The 26,451-nt window shown below is 69.1% G+C and carries 26 protein-coding genes; 22 read left to right on the forward strand and 4 right to left on the reverse strand.

Annotated elements, in window-relative coordinates:
• Nucleotides 1–88: 88 nt before the first annotated feature.
• A complete protein-coding gene (map, locus tag CIK77_RS00575) occupies nt 89–862 on the reverse strand; it encodes a type I methionyl aminopeptidase (RefSeq protein WP_087055610.1) in 774 nt (257 codons plus the stop codon).
• A 75-nt stretch (nt 863–937) separates the two neighbouring features.
• On the opposite strand from map, the gene CIK77_RS00580 reads away from it, so the two are divergent.
• The 9 genes from CIK77_RS00580 (at nt 938) to CIK77_RS00620 (ending at nt 8,246) form a co-directional block, all read left to right on the forward strand.
• Nucleotides 938–1,399: a hypothetical protein gene (locus CIK77_RS00580; RefSeq protein ID WP_087055609.1), complete on the forward strand. Its 462-nt coding sequence runs from the start codon at nt 938–940 to the stop codon at nt 1,397–1,399.
• A gap of 203 nt (nt 1,400–1,602) precedes the next feature.
• The gene (gene rplS / locus CIK77_RS00585; protein ID WP_087055608.1) at nt 1,603–1,953 is read left to right on the forward strand and encodes a 50S ribosomal protein L19; all 351 of its coding nucleotides are present in this window, start codon (nt 1,603–1,605) and stop codon (nt 1,951–1,953) included.
• Nucleotides 1,954–2,108: 155 nt separating this feature from the next.
• The gene (gene lepB, locus CIK77_RS00590) at nt 2,109–2,918 is read left to right on the forward strand and encodes a signal peptidase I (RefSeq protein ID WP_249268648.1); all 810 of its coding nucleotides are present in this window, start codon (nt 2,109–2,111) and stop codon (nt 2,916–2,918) included.
• On the forward strand, nt 2,915–3,598 hold the full coding sequence (locus CIK77_RS00595; RefSeq protein WP_087055607.1) for a ribonuclease HII: 684 nt from the start codon (nt 2,915–2,917) through the stop codon (nt 3,596–3,598). Before lepB ends, CIK77_RS00595 begins: the two co-directional genes overlap by 4 nt.
• A 71-nt stretch (nt 3,599–3,669) precedes the next feature.
• Entirely contained in the window at nt 3,670–3,996 is a 327-nt protein-coding gene (locus tag CIK77_RS00600) for a DUF2469 domain-containing protein (protein ID WP_087055606.1), read from the forward strand.
• 113 nt (nt 3,997–4,109) lie between these two features.
• Nucleotides 4,110–4,472: a YraN family protein gene (locus CIK77_RS00605; RefSeq protein WP_087055605.1), complete on the forward strand. Its 363-nt coding sequence runs from the start codon at nt 4,110–4,112 to the stop codon at nt 4,470–4,472.
• On the forward strand, nt 4,469–5,986 hold the full coding sequence (locus CIK77_RS00610) for a YifB family Mg chelatase-like AAA ATPase (protein ID WP_087055604.1): 1,518 nt from the start codon (nt 4,469–4,471) through the stop codon (nt 5,984–5,986). The genes CIK77_RS00605 and CIK77_RS00610 overlap by 4 nt, the downstream gene beginning before the upstream one ends.
• Nucleotides 5,983–7,191, forward strand: a complete 1,209-nt coding sequence (dprA, locus tag CIK77_RS00615) for a DNA-processing protein DprA (RefSeq protein WP_087055603.1) — start codon at nt 5,983–5,985, stop codon at nt 7,189–7,191. The genes CIK77_RS00610 and dprA overlap by 4 nt, the downstream gene beginning before the upstream one ends.
• A gap of 149 nt (nt 7,192–7,340) precedes the next feature.
• On the forward strand, nt 7,341–8,246 hold the full coding sequence (locus CIK77_RS00620) for a tyrosine recombinase XerC (RefSeq protein WP_087055602.1): 906 nt from the start codon (nt 7,341–7,343) through the stop codon (nt 8,244–8,246).
• 18 nt (nt 8,247–8,264) lie between these two features.
• Here CIK77_RS00620 and CIK77_RS00625 read toward each other — a convergent pair whose 3' ends face one another.
• Nucleotides 8,265–9,164 carry a LysR family transcriptional regulator gene (locus CIK77_RS00625; RefSeq protein WP_249268647.1) on the reverse strand — a complete coding sequence of 300 codons (900 nt, stop codon included), beginning with the start codon at nt 9,162–9,164 and terminating at the stop codon, nt 8,265–8,267.
• Between the two features lie 100 nt (nt 9,165–9,264).
• Between CIK77_RS00625 and CIK77_RS00630 the strand changes: the two genes are divergently transcribed.
• Nucleotides 9,265–12,744: a bifunctional proline dehydrogenase/L-glutamate gamma-semialdehyde dehydrogenase gene (locus CIK77_RS00630; protein WP_087055600.1), complete on the forward strand. Its 3,480-nt coding sequence runs from the start codon at nt 9,265–9,267 to the stop codon at nt 12,742–12,744.
• Nucleotides 12,745–12,770: 26 nt separating this feature from the next.
• Here CIK77_RS00630 and CIK77_RS00635 read toward each other — a convergent pair whose 3' ends face one another.
• A complete protein-coding gene (locus tag CIK77_RS00635) occupies nt 12,771–13,412 on the reverse strand; it encodes a murein hydrolase activator EnvC family protein (protein WP_087055599.1) in 642 nt (213 codons plus the stop codon).
• 360 nt (nt 13,413–13,772) lie between these two features.
• On the opposite strand from CIK77_RS00635, the gene rpsB reads away from it, so the two are divergent.
• From rpsB to CIK77_RS00680, 9 genes are all read left to right on the forward strand, one after another.
• Complete coding sequence (rpsB, locus tag CIK77_RS00640; RefSeq protein ID WP_087055598.1) at nt 13,773–14,723, forward strand: 30S ribosomal protein S2; 951 nt, start codon at nt 13,773–13,775, stop codon at nt 14,721–14,723.
• 67 nt (nt 14,724–14,790) lie between these two features.
• The gene (tsf, locus tag CIK77_RS00645) at nt 14,791–15,618 is read left to right on the forward strand and encodes a translation elongation factor Ts (RefSeq protein WP_087055597.1); all 828 of its coding nucleotides are present in this window, start codon (nt 14,791–14,793) and stop codon (nt 15,616–15,618) included.
• A gap of 119 nt (nt 15,619–15,737) precedes the next feature.
• The gene (pyrH, locus tag CIK77_RS00650) at nt 15,738–16,454 is read left to right on the forward strand and encodes a UMP kinase (protein ID WP_087055596.1); all 717 of its coding nucleotides are present in this window, start codon (nt 15,738–15,740) and stop codon (nt 16,452–16,454) included.
• A gap of 97 nt (nt 16,455–16,551) precedes the next feature.
• Nucleotides 16,552–17,106, forward strand: coding sequence for a ribosome recycling factor (frr, locus tag CIK77_RS00655; protein WP_087055595.1), 555 nt, complete (start codon nt 16,552–16,554; stop codon nt 17,104–17,106).
• Nucleotides 17,107–17,112: 6 nt separating this feature from the next.
• Nucleotides 17,113–18,123 (forward strand): phosphatidate cytidylyltransferase, encoded by a 1,011-nt coding sequence (locus tag CIK77_RS00660; protein WP_087055594.1) that lies wholly within the window; start codon nt 17,113–17,115, stop codon nt 18,121–18,123.
• A gap of 51 nt (nt 18,124–18,174) precedes the next feature.
• Complete coding sequence (locus CIK77_RS00665; protein ID WP_087055593.1) at nt 18,175–18,774, forward strand: DivIVA domain-containing protein; 600 nt, start codon at nt 18,175–18,177, stop codon at nt 18,772–18,774.
• 168 nt (nt 18,775–18,942) lie between these two features.
• Nucleotides 18,943–19,668: a transglycosylase SLT domain-containing protein gene (locus tag CIK77_RS00670; protein WP_249268646.1), complete on the forward strand. Its 726-nt coding sequence runs from the start codon at nt 18,943–18,945 to the stop codon at nt 19,666–19,668.
• Between the two features lie 6 nt (nt 19,669–19,674).
• On the forward strand, nt 19,675–19,977 hold the full coding sequence (locus tag CIK77_RS00675; protein WP_441894831.1) for a hypothetical protein: 303 nt from the start codon (nt 19,675–19,677) through the stop codon (nt 19,975–19,977).
• Nucleotides 19,978–20,107: 130 nt separating this feature from the next.
• Complete coding sequence (locus CIK77_RS00680; protein ID WP_114347174.1) at nt 20,108–20,803, forward strand: alpha/beta hydrolase; 696 nt, start codon at nt 20,108–20,110, stop codon at nt 20,801–20,803.
• Nucleotides 20,804–20,869: 66 nt separating this feature from the next.
• On the opposite strand, the gene CIK77_RS00685 is transcribed toward CIK77_RS00680, so the two are convergent.
• Nucleotides 20,870–21,919 carry an AI-2E family transporter gene (locus CIK77_RS00685; RefSeq protein ID WP_087055591.1) on the reverse strand — a complete coding sequence of 350 codons (1,050 nt, stop codon included), beginning with the start codon at nt 21,917–21,919 and terminating at the stop codon, nt 20,870–20,872.
• A 227-nt stretch (nt 21,920–22,146) separates the two neighbouring features.
• On the opposite strand from CIK77_RS00685, the gene CIK77_RS00690 reads away from it, so the two are divergent.
• The 3 genes from CIK77_RS00690 to CIK77_RS00700 are packed head-to-tail and all read left to right on the forward strand — an operon-like array spanning nt 22,147 to nt 26,304.
• Complete coding sequence (locus CIK77_RS00690; RefSeq protein WP_140403551.1) at nt 22,147–24,135, forward strand: glycosyl transferase; 1,989 nt, start codon at nt 22,147–22,149, stop codon at nt 24,133–24,135.
• 42 nt (nt 24,136–24,177) lie between these two features.
• Nucleotides 24,178–25,122, forward strand: coding sequence for a tetratricopeptide repeat protein (locus CIK77_RS00695; RefSeq protein ID WP_087055589.1), 945 nt, complete (start codon nt 24,178–24,180; stop codon nt 25,120–25,122).
• A gap of 6 nt (nt 25,123–25,128) precedes the next feature.
• Complete coding sequence (locus CIK77_RS00700; protein WP_087055588.1) at nt 25,129–26,304, forward strand: cysteine desulfurase family protein; 1,176 nt, start codon at nt 25,129–25,131, stop codon at nt 26,302–26,304.
• The last annotated feature ends 147 nt before the right edge of the window (nt 26,305–26,451 follow it).

The raw sequence follows: 26,451 nt of genomic DNA on the forward strand, positions 1-26,451 counted from the left end.
CTGGGAATCGACCGCGCCGGACACCGCTCAGCGCATAGCGGAAGAAAGCCCCGGATCATCGTGATCCGGGGCTTTCGTGTGCATGAGGTCAGAGGGCAGACCTGTCCGTCAGGACGATCGGGCCGTCTTCGGTGATCGCGATTGTGTGCTCGGAGTGGGCGCCGCGGGAGCCGTCGGCGCTGCGCAGGGTCCAGCCGTCCTGGTCGGTGTAGAGCTCGTCGGTCGACTGCAGCAGCCACGGCTCGATCGCGATGATCAGACCGGGCTTGAGCGGGAAGCCGCGGCCGGGCCGGCCGTCGTTGGGGATGTGCGGGTCGCCGTGCATCTCGCGGCCGACGCCGTGGCCGCCGAAGTCCGTGTTGATCGTGTGACCGGCGGCATAGGAGATCTCGGCGATCGCCGCGGAGATGTCGCCGACCCGGTTGCCGGCCTTCGCGGCGTCGATGGCAGCCGTCAGCGCCCGCTCCGTCGTGTCGATGAGCTTCAGGTCCTCATCGCGGGGCGTGCCGACGACGAACGATACGGCCGAGTCGGCGACCCACCCGTCGACGGACACGGCGAAGTCGAGCGTCACGAGGTCGCCGTCGCGCAGGCTGTAGTCGAACGGCAGTCCGTGCAGCACCGCGTCGTTGATCGACGTGCAGATCACCTTGCCGAACGGCATCGCGCCGAACGACGGGTGGTAGTCGATGTAGCAGCTGGTCGCGCCCGCCTTCCGGATCATGTCGTGCGCGCGCCGATCGATATCGAGCAGATTCGTGCCGACGGCGACCTCGCTTCTCAGTGTGTTCAGGGTCTCGGCCACGAAGCGGCCGGCCGGCCGCATCTGCTCGATCTCGGCGGGGGTGCGCAGTTCGATCATGTGAATCCTCCAGGTATCGTCCTTCCATTCTCTCCCACTCGAGATGGGCGTGCCCCGCGCGGTTACGCTGGGAGCATGGCCCTTCGTCGCGTGTTCTACCGGTGGCTGTGGCTCGCCGCGCTCGTGCTGCCGGCCTGGCTGCTGATCGGATGGGGCGTCTTCGGCGAGAACGGCTTCGCGATCCTGTGGATCGTGTTCATCGCCATGCCGTCGGTGTTCCTGGGGCAGGGTCTGCTCACTCTCATCACGCGCTCCCGTCCGTCCGTCGGGCGCACCCGAGCCGTCTCGTGGTGGGATGTGCTCGGCTTCGGCGTGTGGCACATCCTGACGATCGCCGTCGTCGTCGTCGACGCCCGATGGTTCGCCGCGACGCTGTCGGCGGCCATCGTCGCGGGGCTCGCTCTGTTCTGGCTGCAGTTCTGGCAGCTGCGTCGTGAGGCGGGCGTCATGCGTTTCCGCACGAAGCATCGAGACGACGAGGGTCCGGATGACGAAGGCGACGTGCTCATCGTCACAGAGAGCGACCCCGACAAGTAGCGCCGAGACGGTTTGGGTGGACGCGGAATCCATGGCAGAATAGGGCGCTGTGCCGTGATGCATGGTGCTGTTGCACGCATGCGTTTCGTTTCTGCCGCGGGGGAGACGAGGGCCGCCGGAGCTTTCTGCCTCGGCCTCACCGCACAAGCGACTCTTTCCAGAGGATCGCGGTCGACCCGTGGCGGCCGCAGAGAGACAGTGACATGAACATCATCGATGCCATCGACGCGGCTTCGCTGCGCACCGACGTCCCCGAGTTCGGCCCGGGTGACACCGTCAAGGTGCACGTCAACATCGTCGAGGGCAACCGCTCGCGTGTGCAGGTGTTCCAGGGCGTCGTCATCGGCCGTCAGGGCGACGGCGTGCGCGAGACGTTCACGGTCCGCAAGATCAGCTTCCAGGTCGGCGTCGAGCGCACGTTCCCCGTGCACTCGCCGATCATCGAGAAGATCGAGCGCGTCACCCGTGGTGACGTGCGTCGCGCGAAGCTGTACTACCTGCGCGGCCTCACCGGCAAGAAGGCCCGCATCCGCGAGAAGCGCGACAACGGCTGACATGCTTCAGGAGAGCCCCGCACCCCGGTTTTCGGGGCGCGGGGCTCTTCTTTTTCGGTGCATCCGCGTGAGCAGCCTCCGTGTCGCAAAGGGCTCCCTGCTGCGATGTGGAATGCTGGACGGAGCGCCTGCGTCGGCGCCGAGCGAAGGACGATATGAGCGATTCACTTTCCGCCGACCCTGCTGCGGACGATATGCCGGTGACCTCGCGACGCGAGCTTCGCCAGCGGCAGGAAGCGGAACGCGACGGGAAGCGGGAGAAGAAGGAGCACAAACGCGGCGGGGCGCTGCTGTTCCTGCGCGACGTCGTGGTGATCATCGTGATCGCCGTGCTGATCTCCTTCCTGATCAAGACCTTCGTGGTGCGGTCGTTCTACATCCCATCCGGATCGATGGAGAACACGCTCCAGATCGACGACCGCATCCTCGTCGACGAAGTGACGCCGCTGTGGAACGAGTACGAGCGCGGCGAGATCGTCGTCTTCGCCGACCCGGGCGGCTGGCTCGAGCCGAAGGGGGAGCCGGAGCGCTCCCCGGTGAGCGAGGGCATCGACTGGTTCCTCACCATGATCGGACTGTCAGCGGCGGACAGCGAGGATCACCTCGTCAAGCGGATCATCGGCACACCGGGAGATCACGTGGTCTGCTGCAACGCTCTCGGGCAGCTGACGGTGAACGGCAAGGCCATCGACGAGATGGGGTATCTGAAGCTCCCCGAGGGAGACACGAAGGCCTCCCGCGACGGGTTCGACATCACCGTTCCCGACGATTCGCTCTGGGTGATGGGCGACAACCGCAACAACTCGTTGGATTCGCGTTACAACCGCGACAAGCCAGGTGATGGCTTCGTCCCGGTCGACAACGTGGTCGGGCGAGTGTTCTTCCGCACCTGGCCGTTCGAGCGCTTCGGCTGGATGAGCGCGCCCGAGGTGTTCGCCGCGGTGCCGTCACCGGACGACGAATGAGCGCCGCACCGCCGACGCTCGAGCTCGAGCGCAGACTGCTCGGGCAGGCTCCGCTCATCTTCGCGCTCGATGAGGTCGGTCGGGGCGCTCTGGCCGGCCCCGTCGCCGTCGGGGCGTCCGTGATCGACGCCTCGGCTGCAGAAGGCGCGGTGCCAGAGGGCCTGAAGGATTCCAAGCTCATCACGGAGAAGCGGCGCCCGGAAGTCGCCTCCCGCGCCGCGAGATGGGTGACGGGATCGGCCGTGGGCTGGGCGAGCCCCGCCGAGATCGACGAGGTCGGCATCGTGCGCGCGCTCGGGCTCGCGGCGCTGCGCGCCATCGAATCGCTCGCGGCAGCCGGATTCGCCCCGGACAGCGGCATCGTGCTGCTCGACGGCAACCACGACTACATCACGCCGACAGCCAGGGCATTCGACGAGTGGGCCTCCGCGGCGCGCCTCGACGTGCGGCCGGTGATCAAAGGCGACCGCACCTGCGCGTCGATCTCCGCGGCATCGGTGGTGTCGAAGGTGGCCCGCGACGAGCACATGGTCGCGCTGCACACCGAGCACCCGCACTATGCGTGGGAGCGCAACAAGGGCTACGCCAGCGCCGCGCACCGCGAGGCCATCGCCGGTCACGGCCTGAGCGATCACCACAGGCGCTCTTGGGCCATCGCGGACGCGCCTGCATTGTTCTGACGCCTGCCGCGACATCCGGCAATCCGGCTCCGGGCACGAGCAGGCGCTCTCGCACGTAGGATGGAGCCACCATGGATGAGGACCCGTTCGACGACTTTGACCGCGAACTCGAGCTTGCGCTGTACCGGGAGTATCGCGATGTGGTGTCGCAGTTCCAGTACGTGATCGAGACGGAGCGGCGCTTCTATCTCGCCAACGACGTGAACGTCGTCCGCCACGACACGGAGCACGACTTCTACTTCGAGCTGACGATGAGCGACGTCTGGGTGTGGGACGTGTACCGCGCCGACCGCTTTGTGAAGTCGGTGCGGGTGCTGACGTTCAAGGACGTCAACATCGAGGAGCTCACCCGCCGGGACTTCGAGATCCCGGATGAGCTGTCGCTCGACGGAACGTAGCACGCGCCGTTCCCCTCACAGGGGAGAGGTCTCTCGCAGAATCCGCGTGATCACGCGGAAGGTGACCATTCACACCCTGTCGGCCTTCGTCACGGCTGGTCGAGTCTGGTGCCATGGCACACAAAGACGACCTGGGCAGAGCAGGCGAGGAGCGAGCAGCGGACGAACTGCGCCGCCGCGGCTTCTCCGTCGTCGACAGGAACTGGCGGTGCCGCGCCGGTGAGCTCGACATCGTCGCCGTTCGCGCCGGAGTGATCGCGGCCGTCGAGGTGAAGACGCGCAGCGGCACCGCGTTCGGCCATCCACTCGAGGCGATCCGCTCCGACAAACTGCGGCGGCTGTGGCGGCTCGCCCATCTCTGGGCACGGGAGCATCCCGACATCGCCCGCGGCAGGAGAGTGCGCGTCGACGCGATGGCTCTGGTCGGCCGAGACCCGACGAAAGCCTCGATCGACTACGTCGAGGACCTGCGATGAGCGTCGCGCGCACGTGGGCCGTCGCGCTGACGGGGCTGCGCGGCGAGATGGTGGAGATCGAGGCCGACGTCACCAGTCACACCCCGGAGTTCCGCATCATCGGGCTGGCGGACAAGACGCTGGGAGAGGCGTCGCGTCGGGTGGTCAACGCGAGCGAGAACTCGGGGCTCGAGCTCCCGCCGCGACGGATCACCGTGAACCTGTCGCCGGCGAGCCTGCCCAAGCACGGGTCGGCGTTCGATCTCGGCATCGCGGTGGCCTCGCTCGCCGTCGGCGGGGTCATCCCGCGTGCGCCGATCGCGCGGACCGTGCACCTGGGCGAGCTCGGTCTCGACGGCCGTCTCCGGCCGATCGCCGGTGTGCTGCCCGCCGTGCGGGCGTCGGCGGAACGCGGGTTCGAACGCGTCGTCGTTCCGAGGGCGAACGAGGCGGAGGCTCGGCTGGTGCCGGGCATCGAAGTCGTCTCGGCCGTGTCGCTTCCCGAGGTCGCCCAGGGGTACGGCGCCGACGTCGCCGTGCCCGAGCACAGAGCGGTGCGGCGCGTCGTGTCCCCGGCGGCGCCGGCAGAAGCGGGCGATCTGTGTGATGTGGTGGGGCAGGTCGAGGCGGTCGAAGCGCTCACCGTGGCGGCGGCCGGCGGGCATCATCTGCTGCTGTCGGGGCCGCCGGGTGCAGGCAAGACGATGCTCGCGAGGCGGCTCCCCGGCATCCTGCCGCCGCTCGACGATGAGGCGGCGCTCGAGGTGGCGGCGCTTCGTTCCCTCTCTGGGGAGGCAGTCGAAGAGCTGAACCGCACGCCCCCGTTCGAAGCGCCGCACCACACGGCGACGCTGGCCGCGCTCGTCGGCGGGGGTTCCCGGATGTCGAAGCCCGGCGTGATCTCGCGGGCGAGCCGCGGCGTGCTGATGATCGATGAGGCAGGCGAAGTGCGTGCAGGGGTGCTCGACGCGCTGCGCCAGCCGCTCGAGCACGGCCGCATCGACATCCATCGTGCCGGCTTCACCGCGAGCTATCCCGCCCGTTTCCAGCTGGTGCTGGCCACCAACCCGTGCCCGTGCGGCGAGCACGGTGTGCGCGGCGGCAGCTGCGTGTGCTCACCGAATGCCGTGCGCACCTACCAGCGTCGACTGTCCGGTCCGCTGTTGGACCGGATCGACATCGCGCTGCGCGTGGAACGCGTCACCGCCGCGACGGGTGCGGGCGATGTGACTTCGGACCAGGCCCGCGAGCGCGTCGTCGCAGCGAGAGAGCGCGCACGGCGCCGACTGCGCGGCACGCCGTGGCTTCGCAACGCTGAGGTTCCCGGTGCGTGGCTGCGCAGCGAGGGGCCGCGCGTCCCTCGCGAGGCGACCGGTGCGCTCGACCGTGCGCTCTCGCACGGCTCGATCACGCTGCGGGCGTACGACCGGATCCTGCGCCTGGCGTGGACGCTGAGCGATCTCGCAGGAATCGACGTGCCGACGGCGCGGGAGATCGGGCGGGCGCTGTATCTGAAGGCAGGAGCGGTGACATGAACAGCATCCTCTCCGACGACTCGGTTCGTGGAGCCGCCGAGCGATTGTGGCCTGAGGCGGGGCGGGCCGAGCTCGGAGACCTGATCGCCCGTGCGGCGTGGACGAGCATCGTCGAGCCGAGCGACGGCGTCGCCGGGGCCGTGACGCAGATGCTCGGTGCTCGAGCAGCACTGGAGGAGGCCGAGCACGCCGTGGCCACGGCACGTCCATCGCCGCCGGCAGGGATCGACGCCCCGGCCTGGCACCAGGCGCTGGCCCGCTGGCGGCCCCGATTCGGACCGGATCGCGTCACCGATGCGCTCCGCGCTGCTCACCGCAAGAGTCTGATCCTGCTCACCCCCGACGATCAGAGGTGGCCGGAGCAGCTGAACGATCTGGGGCCGCATGCGCCGATCGCGCTCTGGGTGCACGGAGACCCTGGCACACTCTCGCAACGGCGCTCGTTCCTCTCGATCGTGGGCGCGAGGGCCGCAAGTCCGTACGGCGAACAGGTCGCAGGGGAACTGGCCGACGATCTCTCCCGGTCGGGAGTCGTTGTGGTGTCGGGCGGGGCGTACGGCATCGACGGAGCGGCGCACCGCGCGGCGATCAGGGCGGACGGCGCCACGATCGCCGTGATGGCCGGCGGAGCGGACCGCGTCTATCCGGCAGGGCACGCGTATCTGCTGCAGCGCATCGTCGAGACGGGAGCGGTGATCAGTGAGGTGGCACCGGGCGCCGCGCCCACCAAGTTCAGGTTCCTGCGCCGCAACCGGCTGATCGCCGCGCTGGGCGCGGCCACCGTCGTCGTCGAAGCGGCACAGCGGTCGGGCTCGCTCAGCACAGCGGGAGCCGCCGCAGAGCTGGGGCGACCGCTCGGCGCGGTTCCCGGGTCGGTGCTGTCGACGACCTCGGCGGGGTGTCACAGGCTGCTGCGCGAGTACGACGCGGTGTGCGTCACTTGCGGCGATGACGCACGTGAGCTGATGGCACTCGGGGGCGAGCACCCAGGCGGGGCGGGGGACCGACCGCTGGCCGCGCCGGTCGACCCCGTCACACTCCGGGTGCGCGACGCGCTGGGGACGCGCGCATGGCGAAGCGTCGACGACATCGCGCGCAGCAGTGGTGTCGCCCCGACCGAGGTGACTGCGGCGCTCGGACTGCTCGGGCTCGAAGGCGCGGCGGAGCAGGACGGCGGCAGATGGCGGCTCGGCCGTGGCTCCTGAGCGCTGCCTGCTGCGCGGTGCCTGCTCAGCGCAGCTCTTCGTTGCGTCGTCGATGCATCGTGTCGCGTGTCCGGCGATGCGCCCTGCGCGCGAGGCATCCTCGCGGCGCGTCACGGCACGGCGGGGCATCGGCGCGGGAGACTGGGGGAATGGAGATCTCGCGGGCCGCCGAGGCGTTCGTGTCGCACCTGGAGCGGGTGCGCCGACTGTCGCCCGCGACGGTGCGGGCGTACCGTTCGGATCTCGCCGACCTCGCCGACGCGATCGGAGACATCGACGTGGCCGCCGTCGATCTCGAGCACCTGCGCGACTGGCTGTGGCGGGCGACCAGACGAGGCGATGCGCGATCCACACTCGCCAGGCGCACCTCGTCGGCGCGATCCTTCTTCTCCTGGGCGGGCGACGAGGGTCTTGCGCCCATCGACCCGAGTCTGCGACTGGTGACGCCGAAGCGCGGGCGGACGCTGCCGCAGGTCGCCACAGCCGACGCCCTGCGCGAGACGCTCGACGCTCTCGCCTCGACGGCGATCTCCGACGGCGATCCGGTTGCGCTTCGCGATCACGCGGCGCTGGAACTGCTGTACGGCGCGGGCATTCGGGTATCGGAGCTGTGCGGCCTCGACGTCGGCGACGTCGACCTCGACCGCGGCACGGCGAGGGTGCTCGGAAAGGGCGAGAAGGAACGGGTCGTGCCCTTCGGCGCCCCGGCCGCGCGCGCGGTCGCCGCTTATCTGACGCGCGCTCGCCCCGCACTGCGTGCGAGGAGCGAGCAGGAGACGACGGCACTGCTGCTCGGCGCGCGGGGCGGGCGCCTCGGGCCCAGAGCGGTGTACGACGTCGTCGCGCGAACGATCGGACCAGCGGTCGGCTCCGGTGCGGTCGGGCCGCACGCGCTGCGCCATTCGGCGGCCACGCACCTGCTCGACGGCGGCGCCGACCTGCGCGCGGTGCAGGAGCTGCTGGGCCACGCCAGCCTCGGCACGACGCAGATCTACACCCACGTCTCGTCCGAACGGCTGAAGGCGACCTACCGGCTCGCGCATCCGCGAGCGTGAGCTGCCGCGCCGGCGACTCTATGCGGCGGTGGTGTCGCGGAAGGCGCGTTCGAGCGCGGCACGAACAGCGACGATGCCCGAGGTGTTGCGGGAGGATTCGCGCGCTGCGGTGAAGATCTCGCGGCCGGGGGCGCCTGGCAGATCGATCAGCGTCACCGGGGTGTCCTCGTTCGTGAGCAGCTGTTCCGGCAGCAGCCCGACGGCGTGTCCGGATGAGATCAGCCGCACCTGCGCCAGTAGGTCGGCCGCGCTGTAGCGCACGTCGGGCTCGAAGCCCGCCTCCCGGCACTGCTGCACCGACCAGGCGCGCACCGCCGTGCCGACCGGCTCCATCACCCACGGCAGTTCTTTCGTATCGGCGAGCGAGCTGACCGATGAGTCGGGGCCGACAGCGAGTCGGATCGGATCCCTGCCGAGGACGACACGGTCCAGCCCCGGGCGGCGCTCGCGGGTGTGACCCGGATACTGTTCGGCGATCGCCAGGTCGAAGCCGCGCGCCTCGACCTCGAACAGACCCTCCTCGGGCGGAAGCACCCATACGTCGACTCGCATACCGGGGTGAGAGGCAGCGAGCACGTCGAGCATGCGCGACAGCAGTGCGTGGGCGGAGGTCTGCAGTGCGGCGATGCGCACGTGCGGCGGCGTCGATCGCGCGATGTCGATCTCGGCGCGGGCCTGGTCCTCGAGTGACACCAATCTCGCGGCGTGAGCGGCCACCGTCTCGCCCTGCGGCGTGAGGCGCACCCGCCTCCCGTCCGCCTGCAGCAGCGGCGCTCCTACCTCGCGCTCCAACTGGGCGAGCTGCTGCGACACCGTCGACGGCGAGTAGCGCAGCGCCGTCGCCACGGCGGTGACTGTTCCGCGCAGCTGCAGCTCGCGCAGCAGCAGCAATCGGTGCGTACTCCACCCCATACTCATCGTTCGATAGTACCGAAAGGAATCCTTCGAAATGATCTGCTTTACCTCACGGTTCTCAGGGCGCACGATGGGAGAACGCAGACTGCAACGAGGAGAACCAATGACCGTCGAGCCCCGCGACAACGCAGCGGACACGGCAGCAACGGCGACGAGCGGGATCGACCGCGCGCTCGCCGATGAGGCGATTGCGCAGGTGCGCATCTGGCTGGAATCCGCGCGCGGCGAGAAGGTCGATGCCGCGGCGAAGAACCTCGCCGGCGTGCTGAGCGATCCGAACGGCCTCGACTTCGCCGTCGGCTTCGTCGACGGCGTCGTGCAGCCGGAGGATCTGCGCGTTGCGGCCCGCAACTTCCGCCGAGTGTCGCAGAACGTGCCGGGGTTCCTTCCCGCTCCGCTGCGCGGACTCGTGCGCCTCGGCGGGGCCGTGGCCACGACGTTCCCGCAGATCGTCGTGCCGATCGCCCGCAGGGTGCTGCGCGGCATGGTGCGCCACCTCATCGTCGACGCGAGCGAGTCCAAGCTCGGCCCCGCGCTGGCGAAGGTCGGTGGAGAGGGCACGCGACTCAACGTCAACCTTCTCGGCGAGGCCATCCTCGGCCAGCGCGAGGCGGCCAAGCGGGTCGCCGGCACGATCCGGCTCATCGAGCGCGATGACGTCGACTACATGTCGATCAAGGTCTCCTCGACCGTCGCCCCGCACAGCCTCTGGGCGCATGAGCAGGCCGTCGACGAGGCCGTCGACGCGCTCGCCCCGGTGTACCGCGCGGCGCTCGCGAACGACACGTTCCTCAACCTCGACATGGAGGAGTACAAGGACCTCGACCTGACGCTCGACGTCTTCCAGCGGATCCTGGATCGCGATGAGTTCCAGGCCGTGCGTGCCGGCATCGTGCTGCAGGCCTATCTGCCGGACAGCCTCGGCGCCATGATCCGTCTGCAGGAATGGGCCGCGCACCGTGTCGCGAACGGCGGAACGCCCGTGAAGGTGCGGGTGGTCAAGGGTGCGAACCTGCCGATGGAGCAGGTCGACGCGGAGACCCACGACTGGCCGATCGCCACATGGCCGTCGAAGCAGCACACCGACGCGGGCTACAAGCAGGTGCTCGACTACGCGCTCACGCCCGAGCGGATCGCCCATGTCCACATCGGCATCGCCGGTCATAACCTCTTCGACATCGCGCTCGCCAAGCTGCTCGCCGAGAAGCGCGGCATCCGCATCGAGCCGGGTTCCGGCGTCGAGTTCGAGATGCTGCTCGGAATGGCGACGCAGCAGGCAGCGGTCGTGCGCCGCGACGTCGGCGAGCTCCTGCTCTACACACCCGTTGTGCACCCCGACGAGTTCGACGTGGCCATCGCCTATCTCATTCGCCGACTCGAGGAGGGCGCCAGCTCCGACAACTTCATGTCGGTCGTGTTCGAGATCGACAGCGACGAGCGGCTGTTCCAGCGGGAACAGGACCGCTTCCTCACCTCGATCGAGATGATGCCGACCGAGGTGCCGACGCCGAACCGCGTGATGGACCGCTCGCAGCCGCAGCCCGATGGCCCGCGGGGCGAGTTCCACGGCGTCCCCGACACGGATCCGGCCGTGGCCGTGAACCGCGACTGGGCTGCGGGGATCCGTGCGCGCATGGAGAACTCCGAGCTCGGTGAGCAGGCACTCGAAGACGCGACGATCCGCGACTCCGAGTCGCTCGATGCGCTCATCGACGGCGCGGTCTCGGCCGCGCAGGCGTGGACCGCGCGACCGTTGGCCGAGCGGGTGGAGATTCTGCACCGCGCCGGTGACGCCCTCGAGACGCACCGTGCGGATCTGCTCGAGGTGATGGGATCCGAGTGCGGCAAGGTCGTAGAACAGGGCGACCCCGAGGTGAGCGAAGCGATCGACTTCGCGCACTTCTACGCACGCAGCGCCGAGCTGCTCGCCGACGTCGACGGCGCCGAGTACACCTCGGCGAAGGTGACCGCTGTCATCCCGCCGTGGAACTTCCCCGCAGCGATCCCGGCCGGTGGAGTCCTCGCGGCGCTCGCCGCCGGGTCCGCAGTGGTGTTCAAGCCTGCACGCCAGGCGGCGCGCACAGGTGCCGTCATCGCTGAAGCGCTCTGGGAAGCCGGTGTTCCGCGCGACGTGCTGCGCCTGGTGAAGCTCCAGGAGCGTGAGCTCGGCTCTCAGCTGCTGGCGCACCCGTCGGTCGATCAGGCCATCCTCACGGGTGCCTACGAGACGGCCGAGCTGTTCCGCTCGTTCCGCCCCGACCTGCCGCTGCTCGCGGAGACGAGCGGGAAGAACGCCCTCATCGTCACCCCGAGCGCCGACGTCGACCTCGCCGCAAAGGACGCGGCGTACTCGGCGTTCGGCCACGCGGGCCAGAAGTGCTCCGCGGCGTCGCTCATCGTGCTCGTCGGGTCGGTGGCGAAGAGCGAGCGGTTCCACCGCCAGCTGCTCGACGCGATCGACGGCTACGAGGTCGGCATGCCGTGGACCGAGGGCGCGCGCATCGGGCCGATCATCGCCCCGGCCGAGGGCAAGCTGCTGCGCGGTCTGACCGAGCTGGAGCCCGGCCAGACGTGGCTGCTCGAGCCGAAGCAGCTCGGCGACGCGCTGTGGACACCCGGCCTGCGCGAGGGCGTGAAGCCGGGATCCGAGTTCCACATGACCGAGTACTTCGGGCCCGTGGCGGGAATCATCGCCGTGGACACGCTCGAGGAGGCGATCGAGGTCGTGAACGCGGTCGACTACGGTCTCACCTCCGGTCTGCACTCGCTCGACGTCGACGAGATCCAGCAGTGGCTCGGGTCGATCCAGGCGGGAAACGCGTACGTCAACCGCGTCATCACCGGTGCGATCGTGCAGCGACAGCCGTTCGGCGGCTGGAAGAAATCGGCTGTCGGCGCCGGCACGAAGGCGGGAGGACCGAGCTACCTGTTCGGTCTCGGCACGTGGACGGACGTCCCCGTGACAGGAGCTGCGTCGAGCGACGCCGCCGTGCGCCGCGCCGCGGCTGCCGTTCCCGCGGATGACCGCGGATGGCTCGAATCAGCGCTCGGCACCGACATCGCCGCCTGGAACGACGAATTCGGCGTGGCCCGTGATGTGCAGGGCCTCGAGCTCGAGCAGAACGTGCTGCGCTACGTGCCGACGGCCGTCACGGTGCGGTTCGAGGGAACTCGCACCGCGGAGCTCGTGCGCGTCGTCGCCGCCGGCGTGCGCATCGGCGCCCCGATCACGGTCTCGAGCGCTGAGGGCCTGTCGGGCGAAGTGCGGGAGTACCTCACGCAGGCCGGTGTCGTCGCGCGCGTCGAGGATGCCGATGAGTGGGCGGCGCGGGCCGCGTCGTTCACGACGACGGGAGCGCGGATCCGTCTCATCGGAGGCTCAGCGGAACCGATCATCGAGGCGACCAAGGGTGAGCCGAACATCGCGATCTACCGCCACGAGGTCACGTCGGCCGGTCGCGTCGAGATGCTGCCGTTCGTCCGCGAGCAGGCCGTCTCGATCACGGCGCACCGCTTCGGCAACCCGCGCCGCTATGAGGTCCAGGTCGCCGCGGGCGGCGCGAGCGATCTCATCGCCCGCTGACGCGAGTCTCGGGCGGTGCGCGCCGATCAGCAGCACGGCAGCAGCACCGCCCGAGGCACGCCGCCGAGCAGCAGCAGCGGATTGATGTAGTCGCCGTTCAGGCGCACGCCGAAGTGGATCGCGCCTGGCGGCGCATGCCCGCCGGATGAGACGGTGCCGACCGCGTCGCCGCCCGTGATCGGATCGCCGGGGGAGAGCGGGCTCGAAACCGGTTCGAGAGTCGAGACCAGACCACCGCCGTGGTCGATCGTGACGAGCGGCCGGTCGACCACGGTGCCGGAGAACGCGACCACGCCGGACGCGGGGGCGCGCACCTCGCCTGCAGCGGACAGATCGATGCCGCGATGGCCCGCGCCGTAGTCGTGCGCGGGCGCCGCGAACCCCGCGACCACCCGCACCGGCGAGGTGGGCCAGCGCCACGGCTCGTCGGTCGGCACGGACTCCGTGCCGACCGATCCGGGAGCAGCGCCGTTCCACGCGATGCGCGTTGCGTTCGCATCAGCGATCACCGCCGTGCCGTCGGAGCGCGGATCGCCGTGCGCAGGCGATGCCTGCACGACCAGCAGCACTGCCGCGACCAGCACGGCGCAGACGGCGGCGGCGACGCCGCGCGGCCATCGGCGCGGGCGCCCGATGCGGGGCTGTGCTCTGGAGATCCATCCGCTCATGCGCCCACACTGCACCGCGGCATCCGGGAGCGGAACACCGTGCGCGCCCCTGTGGACGGCGAACGCGGCGAACCCGTGCCTGTGAGGGGAAGGACGATCGCCAGCGACCCGCGCGGACCCCGCGGAACGGCGCGGTTCTGAGGCAGGCGACCTGGTATGCTTGTGGGAGCATCCCGATGTTCGGGGTGACTTCGCGTGCTCACAGCGAGTCTTCGCGAGGGTCTCGGTCACTCGAGGCCCCGGCGACGACCGCGGCACATCTCCCTTCGGTCCCTCTGATGAGGGTGGGCGTGTGCCGGGCACCAGGAACAACAACCGCAAGATGGCGCCTCGCGGCGCCGAGACTCAAGGAGTACGACCATGGCCGTCGTCACCATTCGCCAGCTGCTCGACAGCGGCGTTCACTTCGGACACCAGACCCGCCGGTGGAATCCGAAGGTCAAGCGCTTCATTCTGACCGAGCGCTCCGGCATTCACATCATCGACCTGCAGCAGTCGCTCGCCTACATCGATGGCGCGTACGACTTCGTCAAGGAGACGGTCGCCCACGGCGGCACGGTCCTCTTCGTCGGCACGAAGAAGCAGGCGCAGGAAGTTCTGGCCGAGCAGGCGACCCGCGTGGGCCAGCCCTACGTCAACGAGCGCTGGCTGGGTGGTCTGCTGACCAACTTCCAGACCGTCTCGAAGCGCCTCGCCCGCATGAAGGAGCTCGAGGAGCTCGACTACGACAACCCGTCGGAGTCCGGCTTCACCAAGAAGGAGCTTCTGCTCAAGAAGCGCGAGCTCAACAAGCTGCACAAGTCGCTCGGCGGCATCCGCAACCTGCAGAAGACGCCGTCGGCCCTCTGGGTCGTCGACGCCAAGCGCGAGCACCTCGCGATCGACGAGGCCAAGAAGCTGGGCATCCCGGTGATCGGCATCCTCGACACGAACGTCGACCCCGATGACCTGCAGTACCCGATCCCGGGCAACGACGACGCGATCCGCTCCGTCTCGCTGCTGACGCGCATCATCGCGGACGCCGCGGCTGAGGGCCTGCAGGCCAAGCACAACCCCGAGGCCGGCGACGCCGAGCCGCTCGCCGAGTGGGAGCAGGAGCTCCTCGCCGGCGACGAGGCGAAGACTGAGGCGCCTGCTGAGGAGGCTCCGGCAGCGGAGACCGCTGAGGCGACGACTGAGGCGCCGGCCGAAGAGGCCCCTGCAGCGGAGACCGCTGTCGAGGACGCTCCGGCGACGGAGACCCCCGCGGAGGAGTCCGTCGTCGAGGACGCCCCCGCCGAGGCCGACGCCTCCAAGCCCGCAGCCGAGTAATTCTTCTGCCTCCGGCGGCCACGGCCGCCGGAGGCGCACGAACTGACTAGAGGGAGAGCCACAACCCATGGCGAACATCAGCATCGCTGACATCAAGACCCTGCGCGAGCAGCTCGGCACGGGCATGGTCGACACCAAGAAGGCGCTCGAGGAAGCCGAAGGCGACATCGAGAAGGCCACGGAGATCCTGCGCCTGAAGGGTGCGAAGGGCAACGCGAAGCGCGCTGACCGTTCCACCAGCGAGGGCCTGGTCATCGCACGTGAGCAGGGCGGTAAGGCCACTCTCATCGAGCTGGCGTGCGAGACGGACTTCGTGGCGAAGAACGACAAGTTCCTCGTCCTGGCCGACGCGGTCGTCGACGCAGTCGCCGCAGCCGGCGCCGAGACGGTCGAGGCGGGCCTTGCTGCGCCCGCAGGCGACAAGACGGTCGAACAGCTGATCAGCGACGAGGCCGCCATCATCGGTGAGAAGGTCGAGCTCCGCAGGGTCGCGACTCTGTCGGGCGACGCCTTCCAGGTCTACCTCCACCGCACCAGCAAGGACCTGCCGCCGCAGGTCGGCGTCGTGGTCGCGTACTCGGGTGACGACGCAGAGACGGCGCGCTCGATCGCGCAGCACATCTCGTTCGCCGACCCGCAGTACCTCACGCGCGACGAGGTCCCGGCCGAAGACGTCGACAAGGAGCGCGACATCGTCACCGAGATCTCGCGCAACGAGGGCAAGCCTGAGGCCGCACTGCCGAAGATCATCGAGGGTCGCGTCGGTGCGTTCTTCAAGCAGGTCGTACTGCTCGAGCAGCCGTTCGCGAAGGACAACAAGCTGTCGATCGATCAGGTTGCGAAGGACGCCGGCATCACGGTGACCGGCTTCGCACGCTTCAAGGTCGGCGCGTAGGCGACGACATCAGGGGGCCCGGATCCGAGTGATCCGGGCCCCCTTTTCGCGGCCGGAAGAAAGCACCATCGGCTACCGTGAGCAGTGGCCGAGAACGCCCCGAGTGAGAAGGAATCCATATGCGCAAAGAGACCGGACGCAGGCGCGTCCTCCTGAAGCTGTCGGGCGAGGCGTTCGGAGGGGGCACCCTCGGGGTGAATCCGGATGTCGTCGGCCAGATCGCACGTGAGATCGCGGAGGTGACCGACGAGGTCGAGGTCGCGGTCGTCGTCGGCGGCGGCAACTTCTTCCGTGGCGCCGAGCTCAGCCAGCGCGGAATGGAGCGCGGACGCGCCGACTACATGGGCATGCTCGGCACCGTGATGAACGCGCTGGCGCTGCAGGACTTCCTCGAGCAGGCGGGCGCAGCCACCCGTGTGCAGTCGGCCATCGAGATGACCCAGGTCGCCGAACCGTACATCCCGCTGCGGGCGGAGCGCCACCTCGAGAAGAGCCGCGTCGTCATCTTCGGCGCGGGCGCAGGAATGCCGTACTTCTCGACCGACACGGTCGCAGCCCAGCGTGCGCTCGAGATCGGCGCGGTCGAAGTGCTCGTCGCCAAGAACGGCGTCGACGGCGTGTACACGGGCGACCCGCGCACCGACCCGTCCGCGACCAAGCTCGACAGCGTGACGTACTCCGAGGCGCTCCAGCGCGGCCTCAAGGTCGTCGACTCCACGGCGTTCAGCCTGTGCATGGACAACGGCATGGACATGCGCGTGTTCGGCATGGAGCCCGCGGGCAACGTCACCCGCGCCCTGCGCGGGGAGCAGCTCGGCACGCGCGTCACGTCCTGACGCGACCGCGCCGCACCGCGCTGCGGCGCCTCTGCGTGCGCGTGCCGCGCGTTCGCACCAGTAGACTCGACTCAGCAACATGACGAATGGAGCCACCGTGATCGCGGATGTCCTGACAGAAGCAAAGGGGCGCATGGAGCGCGCCGTCGAAGCAGCGAAGGACGACTTCGCCACCGTGCGCACCGGCCGCGCCAACCCGCAGCTCTTCCAGAAGCTGACGGTGGACTACTACGGTTCCCCGACACCGCTGCAGCAGCTCGCCTCCATGCAGAACCCCGAGGCGCGCACCCTCATCATCACCCCGTACGACAAGACGGCGCTGAAGGCGATCGAGGACGCGATCAGGGCCATGCCGAGCCTCGATGTGAACCCCACCAACGACGGCCACCTGGTGCGCATCACGATGCCGGAGCTGACCGAGGAGCGCCGCAAGGAGTACGTCAAGCTCGTGCGTGCCAAGGGTGAGGACGCGAAGGTCCACGTGCGCGGCATCCGCCGCAAGCTCAAGGACGGGCTCGATGCTCTCCAGGGCGAGGTCGGCGAGGACGAGATCGCCCGAGGCGAGAAAGAGCTCGACGCGCTGACCAAGTCGCACGTCGACAAGATCGACGAAGCGCTCAAGCTCAAAGAAGCAGAGCTCCTCGAGGTCTGAATTCGGATGTCGCAGGTGCCCGGTGAGGGGGAGGCGTCGTCGCGCGAGGAGCGCGATGACTCCTCTCACCGCGCGCACGGTGCACCCTTCGAGCAGGCGCGTGACCGGATGGAGCACGCGCGCGACCAGATCGAACATGCCAAGGAGCAGTTCGACCAGGCGAACGAACGGATCAAGGAGCGCACAGGGCGCGACCTGTTCCTCGCAATCGGTTCGGCGATCGTCATCAGCGTGGTGGTGCTGAGCTCGCTCATCTTCGTGAAGGCGCTGTTCGTCATCATCGCCGTGCTCGGCGCCGGCGTGGGCGTGCTGGAGCTGGTGCGGGCGTTCCAGCATGGCGGCAGGCGCGTCGACGTCGTGCCGCAGCTAGCGGCCGTCGTGCTCATCCTGCTGCCGGCATATTTCCTCGACGCGTGGGTGCACTGGACTGCGATCTTCCTCGCCGTCGCCGCGATCGTGGTGTGGCGCCTCTGCGCGCAGATGATCGCCCGCGACGGTCGGTCGGCGGGCGATGTCATGAACGACGTCCTGGCGAGCGGATTCATCGCCGTCTACGTGCCGCTGCTGGCAAGTCTCGCCCTCGCCCTGCTTCGGGAGGAGCGCGGCGAGTTCTGGATCATGGCGTTCATCGTGATCGTGATCGTCGCCGACACCGGCGCATATGCTTCAGGCCTCATTTTCGGCAGGCACAAGATGGCGCCCCGGATCAGCCCGAACAAGACCTGGGAGGGCTTCGCCGGCGCGGCGGTGGCCTCCGTCGTCGCCGGCGCCCTGCTCGCTCAGTTCCTGCTCGGGCTGCCGTGGTGGTCGGGCATGATCATCGGCGTCGTGCTGCTGGCGACGGCGACTGTGGGGGATCTCGGCGAGTCGATGCTGAAGCGCGACCTGGGCATCAAGGACATGAGCGACTGGATCCCGGGGCACGGGGGAGTGCTCGATCGGCTCGACAGCATCCTGCTCTCGGCCGCGGCGGCGTTCGCGCTCTACCACGCGCTGGCGCCGCTCGTCGCGCTGTGATCCGGCACACCGTAGAATCTCCATTCCACCCACCACACCCGAGGACCGGACATGAGTGAGACCGCGATCATCGATCAGGGCAGCCAGCACGAGCAGCCCGATGGGCGCAAGAAGCTCCCGTTTCCGCTGGCGGAGGGACGCGAACGCGGCTACGACCGCGAGCAGGTCGATGCGTTCCTCGCCAAGGCGCGCGCGGCCTTCGAAAGCGACGACCATTCCCTCACCGCGGAGGACGTGAGAGAAGCAGGCTTCTCTCTCGTCAAGCGCGGTTTCCGGGTGGCGGCCGTCGATCAGGCGCTCGGTCGCATCGAAGAGGCGTTCGCGGCGCGCGAGCGACGCATCGCGCTCGACACCGCCGGTGCGAACGTCTGGGTGGATCGTGCGAAGGACGAGGCGCAGGAGATCCTCGAACACCTCACGCGACCCGCGCGGCACCGGTTCGCCAGGGTCGGGATGTTCTCCTACGGCTACGCCCCGGCGGAGGTCGACGTGGTCGCGGACCGCGTGGTGGAGTTCCTGCGCTCCGGCGCCCCGCTCGAGGCCGATCAAGTGCGCCAGGCGGCGTTCCGCATGGTGAAACGCGGCTACCGCGAAGAACAGGTCGACGCTCTGCTCGACGCTGTCGTCCGCATCATCCTCGCTGTCCGCTGACAAGCCTGGAAACCCGCGAGCGCCTAGGAATCTCACGAGCGCCTGTCGCATGGCATAGGCATTCGCGACGAACACAGGCGCTCGTCGCGCCGCCCTTCCGACACGACTCTGAGAGAACCGAGTTGAATGTCACGGGGACGTAACGTTCCTGGTACAGTGGGGCCCACTGTGACTCCCGACACTTCTCAGACTCCGAAGACCACGCTTTCGCGCCGTGAGACCCGTGCCCTCATCGAGGGCGCAGGTCTGATCGAACGGCCGGGGAAGGCCAAGTGGTCGGCCAAGCGCACCGTCAGCGCCGCACTCGCCGGTGTCGGCGCCCTCGGTCTCGTCGCGGCGTTCGTGACGCCGAGCCTCGGAGCGTTCTCCGATCCCGCCGAGGCGTCGGCCGCCATCGACACGCCGTCGGCGTTCCAGGACTCGCTCGCGGAGGCCCAGGTCTACGCAACGGGAGAGAACGTCGAACCGCTCGCCCTCGAGGGCAGCGAGTACGAGGTCTACGTCAAGCCGAAGCCCAAGCCCAAGCCGACCCCGGAGCCTGAGACCGATGCGGAGGACGAAGGGTCCGGCGGCAGCACGACGAGCACGTCGACGCCCTCGCCGTTCTACAGCGGGGGCGGCTCCAAAGAAGAGTGGCTGACCGCGGCGGGCATCGCTGAGTCGGACTGGGGCTACGTCGACTACATCGCCAATCGCGAGAGCGGCTGGAACCCCAACGCGACCAACCCGTCATCCGGCGCGTGCGGCATCATCCAGGCATACCCGTGCAGCAAGGTGCCAGGCAGCGGCTACAACCCGGTCGACAACCTGCGATGGGCGAACGGCTACGCCATCCAGCGCTACGGCAGCTGGGCGAGCGCGTACTCCTTCTGGACCTCCAACCACTGGTGGTGACCCCTCGTGGGTCGTTCCCGGCGCCAGCGCGCCGAGCAGCGGCAGCGCCGCGAAGAGCAGTCGCGCGAGAGCCTCGACAGAATGCTGTCGGGCTTTCGGCGCAGCGAGACGCGCCGCGGCCGTGAGTTCAGCGTGCAGCCGGTCTCCGGTCAGCGCGCCGTGAAGCAGTACACCTGTCCGGGGTGCGCGGGTACGATCGACCCCGGCGTCGCCCACGTCGTGGTGTGGCGCGAGGACGGCATCATGGGCGCCCAAGCAGACCTGAGCGGACGCCGCCACTGGCACACCCACTGCTGGCGCATCTCTTAGCCCGCGAACGTACCCCCTGTGTTCGATCGGACCGCTCGAACACAAGGGGCACACTCGGTGAGGGCCGTAGACTGATGCGGTCCAGTTTCCGACCTTGGAGCACCGCGTGGCAGAAATCCGCGGGGCAGTGATGCTGCCCGCCAGACGCGAAGAGATCACCCTCCGCACCGATGACGGCCTCGAACTCGTCGGAGAGCTGGCTCTTCCGGCAGAGCGCGAACCCGTCGCGACGCTGGTGACGCTGCATCCGCTGCCGACGGCAGGCGGATTCATGGACTCGCACATCATCCGCAAGGCGGCGGCGCGCCTGCCTGCGCTCGCCGACCTCGCGGTGCTGCGATTCAACACCAGAGGCACCTCGTCGCCGCGGGGCACCAGTGACGGCGAGTTCGGCGAAGGCACCGCCGAAGAGGCGGACGTCGCCGCGGCCATGGCGTTCGTCGCGCAGCGCGGACTGCCGAACCCGTGGATCGTCGGATGGTCGTTCGGCACCGAGCTCGCGCTCAAGTACGGGCGCGGCCACGACATCCGGGGCATGGTTCTGCTCTCGCCGCCGCTGCACCGTGCGACGGAGGACGACCTCGTTGCATGGAACGGTGACGAGCGACCCATCGTCGCGCTGATCCCGGAGCTCGACGACTTCCTGCGCCCCGACGAGGCGGCACAGCGCTTCGCCGTCGCGCCCGGCATCCGGCTCGTCCCGGTGGAGGGCGGCAAGCACCTCTGGGTGGGGGAGAAGCAGACCTCCCGTGTGCTCACCGAGATCGTGAACCTGGTCAACCCTGCAGCGCTGCCGCTGCCCACCGAGCATCCGGAGACCGCCTAGCCTCAGCGGGCTGAGAGCCCGACGGCTGGCGAGAACGCCGCCAGGCCCGTGCTCCCGAACCGCCGGTCAGCGTTCGTTCATCTTGGGGATCAGCACCTGGCGATAGATGATCAGGATGCTCGCGGCGATCGGGATGGCGATCAGCGCGCCGAGCAGTCCGAGCAGCGCGCCGCCGGAGAGAGCGGCGACCACCACGACGCCGCCAGGCACCGACACCGCCCTGCTCATCACGCGCGGCGAGATCACGTATGCCTCGATCTGCATGTAGATGAGGTAGTACACGGCGGCGACGATCGCGGTCGTGAGTGAACCCGTGCCGGGGATCAGGCACACGAGCACGATGATCGTCGAGGCGGTGATCGAACCGACGAGGGGGATCAGCGACCCCAGGAAGGCGAGAACAGCGAGCACCGCGGGGAACGGGGCGTCGATGATGTTCAGGAAGATCATGCTCAGCACACCGTTGATCAGTCCGAGCGTGACCTGCCCCATCACGTAGTAGCCGACTGAGTCCGTGATCTGATCGCCCAGCCCGGTGAAGCCCTCGCGCTTCGACGCCGGCACGATCTTGTACACGGCGGCCTTCAGCGTCGGTATCGATGCCGTGAAGTAGATCGTGAGGATCAGCACGATGAACGCGCCGAACAGCCCCTGAGCGACGCCGACCGTGAGACCGAGCACGCCCTCGCTGATCGTGTCGATGTTGTCGAGGAGCCAGCCGTTCACGCGCGAGAACAGCTCGTCGACCTGCAGCGTGGGGAACGTCGTCTCGAGCCACGTGACCACATCGGTCTGCCACGATCCGCTGTTGACGAGGAAGGTGACCCGCCGCACCAGCTGGCTGATCTGCTCGATCAGCGTCGGAAGCACGATCATGATGATGCCGCCGAACACGGCCAGCGCTCCGACGACCGTGATGACGACGGCGAGCCAGCGCGGCATCTTCCGCCTCGACAGCCACGACACGACAGGGTCGAGGCCGAGCGAGATGAACAGCGCCGTTCCCACATAGAGAAGGATCGTCGACAGCTCCGCGAGGCTCTGGATCAGCATGATGCCGAGCCCGACTCCGAGGGTCGCGACCAGCGCGACGCGGAACGGGTTGTGGATCTTCATCGTTCTCCTCGCTGGGCGCGCGACTCGTGCGCTCTCACAATACGACGGAAGGGCCAGGAAGCCGCGGTGCCGCGCCACGCGCCCTGCACTGCGGGCAGAATGCACATTCAGCTCTTCTGTGGCGTCGCTCAGGGGCGGACCCGGTAACCTGGGCTGTTGAGTTCTCGACAACCGCGTGCGATTGACGGGCGCCATCCGCGCCGCTTCGCCGCCGAGGGAGTGGTGCTGTGCGTTTCGTTTGGGCTGTGGTGGCGTTCGTGATCGCCGCCGGTCTCGTCGCGATGGGCGTTGCCCAGCGCACCGTGTTCCTCGGGCCGGACTCCGAGACCATCAAGGTGTCGTCGGAACAGGACCTGCCGTTCACGGTGATCGATTCCGACGTCTTCGAGGCGTTGCCTGAGGCTCTGCCTGGCGAGAGCGGCACGTTGACGATCTCCAGCGACGGTCCGATCTTCGCCACGTACGCGCGCACGACCGACGTGCTCGGCTGGCTGGGCGACCAGCGCTTCACCCACGCGACTGCGGACGGCGGCGAGATCGACGTCGCTACGGTCGAGCCGACCGTTGAGCTGGAGGGGGATCCGGAGGGGCGCAGCCCTGCCGGATCGGACCTGTGGCTCGAGTCATTCACGGCGGAGGGAACGATGGAGGAGAACTTCTCCTTCCCCGAGGGCATGCAGCTGAGCGTGCTCATCGCCTCGGACGGCACGGAGCCGGCGCCGGCGACCATCGAGGTCACGTGGCCCATCGACAACAGCACACCGTCCGCTCCGTGGTTCATCGGCGCCGGCGTCGGGGTGCTCGTGATCGGTCTGCTTCTCTACATCCTCGCCGTCGTGCACTCGCGGCGCTCGCGCGGACCGCGGCGCAAGGGGCAGCCAGTGCCGCTCACGGGTGCGATCGCGATCGCCCGAGACCGACACGTCGCCGGAGAGATCGACGAGGCGAAGCCGGAATCGGCAGGCGAAGCGGATGCCGAATCGCGCGACGACGGTCCGGATGACGACGGTCCGGGTGACGATTCAGGCGCATCAGCCGGCACCGATTCGGATGCCGCGCGGCCGGACGCGCAGGATGAGCCGGGGCCCGAACGGGGCACGGCACAGCGCGAGGCGTCGCCGTGGTCGCTGCGGCGCAGGATGCGTCTCGCACTGCCGGCGCTCGGACTGTCCGTCGCGCTGATGGCCGGGTGCACGGCCGACGTTCCCGCTGCCGACCCGACGCCGTCGCCGAGTGCGACGGAGGAGGCAGCCGACACCGAGGCGGCACAGCAGCCTGCGATCACCGAGACGCAGGCCGAGCGCATCATCGCCGACCTGTCGGAGCAGGTGGCCGAAGCCGACGAGAAGAACGATGCGAGCCTCGCCGCGAAGCGGCTCGCCGGCACCGCGCTGGAGATCCGCAAGGTGAACTACTCGCTGCGGGGGGACATCGACGACTACAAGTCGCTGCCGCAGATCCCCGCCGAGCCGATCGCGATCCTGCTTCCACAGGCATTCGACGGCTGGCCGCGCACCGTGCTGACCGTCGTCGAGGACGCCGAGGACGAGACGGTCGCCCCGACGATCATCACCCTTCGCCAGGAGGACCCGTGGCACAGCTACAAGGCGACGTACGTGTCGCAGCTGCGCCCGTCCGCGGAGATCCCCGAACTCGCACCGCCGTACCAGGGCGCGGCCCTCGTGCCGCCGGACTCGTCGTTCCTGCAGCTGGCTCCGGAGGACGTGGCCACGGCGTACGCGAGCATCCTCAAGGACGGTGAGAAGAGCGAATACGCCGAACTCTTCGACATCGAGAACGACGGCTTCCTCGCCGAGGTGACGCAGAAGCGCAAGAAGACGCTGAGCAACTTCAACAAGACCGGCGAGGACACCGGCAAGCTCAGCTTCGGGCAGCGGGCAGGAGCCAGTGACCCGTTCGCGCTGATGACGCTGCACAGCGGCGCGATCGTCGGCGTCTCGGTCGTCGAGGCGGAGACGGTCGAACCGACCGACGCCGACGCCGTGATCCGGTTCGAAGACGACCCGGTGCTCCAGGCATTCACCGGCGAGGAGAACTCGGCGGGCGGAGTGCGCACTCGCTACCTCGACCAGCTGTTCTTCTACGTCCCGTCACAGGGCTCGGAAGAGCCCATCCGGCTACTCGGGAGCTCGTCGTCGATCCGCGGCGCCGAGGTCCTCGAGGCGGAGACCGACTCCGAGGACGAGGACGAATAGCATCTCCCACCGCACGATAGACGAACTGACGGAGACCCACTGATGTCGAATGTTCCCCCTGACGCCGGCGCGCTTCGCGGCGCCGTCGACCTGTCGGCCCTGAAGAACCGCCAGAACGCACCGGCTGCGCCCCCGGCGGGCGAGCAGGGCGCGAGCGCGTCGAGCGCGCTTGTGCGAGACGTCACCGACGCGACGTTCAACGAGATCCTCGAGCTGTCGCGCACGGTGCCCGTGGTGGTCGACCTCTGGGCCGAGTGGTGCGAGCCGTGCAAGCAGCTCAGCCCAGTGATCGAGAAGGTCGTGCGCGAGCTCGCCGGTCGCGTCGTGCTGGTGAAGGTCGACATCGACCAGAACCCGCAGCTGAAGCAGGCCTTCGGTGCGCAGTCGATTCCGATGGTGGTCGCGCTTCTCGGCGGTCAGCCGGCGCCGCTGTTCAACGGTGCCATCCCGGAGCAGCAGGTGCGCCAGGTGTTCGACCAGCTGCTGCAGGTGGCGGCGCAGAACGGCATCACCGGCACGGTCGATGCGTCGGCGGAAGGCGAGGAGCAGGCCGAGGAGCCCGAGGAGAAGCCGTTGCCGCCGCTGCACGCCGAGGCATTCGCCGCGATCGAGGCCGGCGACTACGCCAGGGCCGTCACGGCATACGAGCAGGCGCTCAAGGAGAACCCGCGCGATGAGGATGCGCAGGCGGGGCTCGGGCAGGTGAAGCTGCTCGCCCGCGTGCAGAACGTCGATCTGCAGCAGGCGAGGCAGGCGGCGGCAGACGCGCCGATGGACGTGGACGCTCAACTCACCGTCGCGGATCTCGACGTCGCCGGCGGCCACGTCGAGGACGCCTTCGACCGGCTGCTCGAGCTGTTCGCCTCGCTCGACACGGATTCGAGGACGCCGGTGCAGCAGCGACTCGTCGAATTCTTCGGCGTGATGGGCGCCGCAGACCCCCGAGTGGTGAAGGCCCGCACGCGTCTGACCAGCCTGCTGTTCTGATACCGGATGAGCGCGCCCGTCTACCTCGATCACGCCGCGACGACGCCGCTGCGGCCTGAGGTGCGCGATGCGTGGCTCGAGACGCATCAGCTGGTGGGCAACGCGTCGTCGATCCACGGTGCAGGCCAGCACGCGCGCCGCGTGCTGGAGGACGCCCGCGAACGGCTCGGCGCCGTGCTGGGATGCGAGCCGATCGAGGTCGTGCTCACCAGCGGAGGAACCGAATCGATCGGACTCGCTCTGCAGGGGCTGTGGCGCTCGCGGGCTGCGGGCGCTGAGCGGATCGTGCTGCCGGATGGTGAGCACCACGCGACGCTCGACACGGTGGGATGGTTGGCTTCGCACGACGGAGCGGTCGTCGCCCCGGTGGGGCTGGATGCGCGCGGTCGGATCCCCGTGGACGCGTTCGCCGGCACGCTCGCCGATGACGGCCGGGCCGCCCTCGCGACGGCCCTCGTAGCGGGCAACGAGACGGGCACGACCAACGACGCCGCCGGCCTGTCCCGTGCGGCGGCCGAGGCGGGAGTGCCGCTGCACCTCGACGCCGTCGCCGCGTTCGGCCACGTCGGGGTGGATTTCGCCGGATGGCGCGGTGACGCCTCGCCGGGGACCGGACTGGTCGCACTCAGCGTCTCCGGCCACAAGATCGGCGCCCCGGTCGGCACGGGTGCTCTCGTCGTCTCGCGCACGGCGACGGTCGAGCCGCTCCTGCACGGCGGCGGCCAGCAGCGCGGCCTTCGCGCCGGAACCCAGGACATCGCGGGGGCGGTGGCGCTTGCCCGCGCCGCGGAGCTCGCCGAGCTCGAGCGCGAGACTGAGAGCGCACGCCTCTGGGAGCTGCGCGAGCGCTTTCTGGCCGCACTGAAGCGTGAGATTCCCGAGGTCGTCGTGCTCGGTGATCCGGAGCACCGGCTGCCCGGCACGATCCACCTGCACCTGCCGGGCGCCGGAGGCGAATCGCTGCTGTTCCTGCTCGACCAGCGCGGCGTCTCCGTGTCGACCGGGTCAGCGTGCCAAGCCGGCGTCGCCGAGCCGTCGCACGTGGTGATGGCGCTCGGCTACTCCCAGGCAGAGGCGAGCCAGGTGCTGCGGATCAGCCTCGGTCGCACCACGACGTCCACCGACCTCGACGCGCTCGTCGCGGCGCTCCCCGAGTCCTACCGGCGCCTGGCCGCGCGCTGAGGCGGGCAGCCCACGCGAATGCCTACGATTCTCGCGAGTGCCTACGAAACAGCGTAGGCACTCGTGAAGAACGTAGGCACTCGCGGATGCGGGCGTGACCTGATCGCGCGCTGAGGCCGCCGCCGCCAGCGGCGCGTACGCTGGAAG

Origin of the sequence: Microbacterium sp. JB110, from assembly GCF_003335195.1 — a bacterium.
Classification (GTDB): Bacteria; Actinomycetota; Actinomycetes; order Actinomycetales; family Microbacteriaceae; genus Microbacterium.

Bases quoted from the DNA above. Each gene is read 5' to 3' on its own strand.
- CIK77_RS00600 (WP_087055606.1), top strand. From the start codon at position 3,670: ATGGATGAGGACCCGTTCGACGACTTTGACCGCGAACTCGAGCTTGCG.
- tsf (WP_087055597.1), top strand. From the start codon at position 14,791: ATGGCGAACATCAGCATCGCTGACATCAAGACCCTGCGCGAGCAGCTC.
- map (WP_087055610.1), bottom strand. From the start codon at position 862: ATGATCGAACTGCGCACCCCCGCCGAGATCGAGCAGATGCGGCCGGCC.
- CIK77_RS00620 (WP_087055602.1), top strand. From the start codon at position 7,341: ATGGAGATCTCGCGGGCCGCCGAGGCGTTCGTGTCGCACCTGGAGCGG.
- CIK77_RS00610 (WP_087055604.1), top strand. From the start codon at position 4,469: ATGAGCGTCGCGCGCACGTGGGCCGTCGCGCTGACGGGGCTGCGCGGC.
- CIK77_RS00680 (WP_114347174.1), top strand. From the start codon at position 20,108: ATGCTGCCCGCCAGACGCGAAGAGATCACCCTCCGCACCGATGACGGC.
- CIK77_RS00635 (WP_087055599.1), bottom strand. From the start codon at position 13,412: ATGAGCGGATGGATCTCCAGAGCACAGCCCCGCATCGGGCGCCCGCGC.
- pyrH (WP_087055596.1), top strand. From the start codon at position 15,738: ATGCGCAAAGAGACCGGACGCAGGCGCGTCCTCCTGAAGCTGTCGGGC.
- CIK77_RS00580 (WP_087055609.1), top strand. From the start codon at position 938: ATGGCCCTTCGTCGCGTGTTCTACCGGTGGCTGTGGCTCGCCGCGCTC.
- CIK77_RS00665 (WP_087055593.1), top strand. From the start codon at position 18,175: ATGAGTGAGACCGCGATCATCGATCAGGGCAGCCAGCACGAGCAGCCC.
- dprA (WP_087055603.1), top strand. From the start codon at position 5,983: ATGAACAGCATCCTCTCCGACGACTCGGTTCGTGGAGCCGCCGAGCGA.
- rplS (WP_087055608.1), top strand. From the start codon at position 1,603: ATGAACATCATCGATGCCATCGACGCGGCTTCGCTGCGCACCGACGTC.
- CIK77_RS00700 (WP_087055588.1), top strand. From the start codon at position 25,129: ATGAGCGCGCCCGTCTACCTCGATCACGCCGCGACGACGCCGCTGCGG.
- CIK77_RS00595 (WP_087055607.1), top strand. From the start codon at position 2,915: ATGAGCGCCGCACCGCCGACGCTCGAGCTCGAGCGCAGACTGCTCGGG.
- CIK77_RS00660 (WP_087055594.1), top strand. From the start codon at position 17,113: ATGTCGCAGGTGCCCGGTGAGGGGGAGGCGTCGTCGCGCGAGGAGCGC.
- CIK77_RS00605 (WP_087055605.1), top strand. From the start codon at position 4,110: ATGGCACACAAAGACGACCTGGGCAGAGCAGGCGAGGAGCGAGCAGCG.
- rpsB (WP_087055598.1), top strand. From the start codon at position 13,773: ATGGCCGTCGTCACCATTCGCCAGCTGCTCGACAGCGGCGTTCACTTC.
- CIK77_RS00695 (WP_087055589.1), top strand. From the start codon at position 24,178: ATGTCGAATGTTCCCCCTGACGCCGGCGCGCTTCGCGGCGCCGTCGAC.
- CIK77_RS00685 (WP_087055591.1), bottom strand. From the start codon at position 21,919: ATGAAGATCCACAACCCGTTCCGCGTCGCGCTGGTCGCGACCCTCGGA.
- lepB (WP_249268648.1), top strand. From the start codon at position 2,109: ATGAGCGATTCACTTTCCGCCGACCCTGCTGCGGACGATATGCCGGTG.
- CIK77_RS00625 (WP_249268647.1), bottom strand. From the start codon at position 9,164: ATGAGTATGGGGTGGAGTACGCACCGATTGCTGCTGCTGCGCGAGCTG.
- CIK77_RS00630 (WP_087055600.1), top strand. From the start codon at position 9,265: ATGACCGTCGAGCCCCGCGACAACGCAGCGGACACGGCAGCAACGGCG.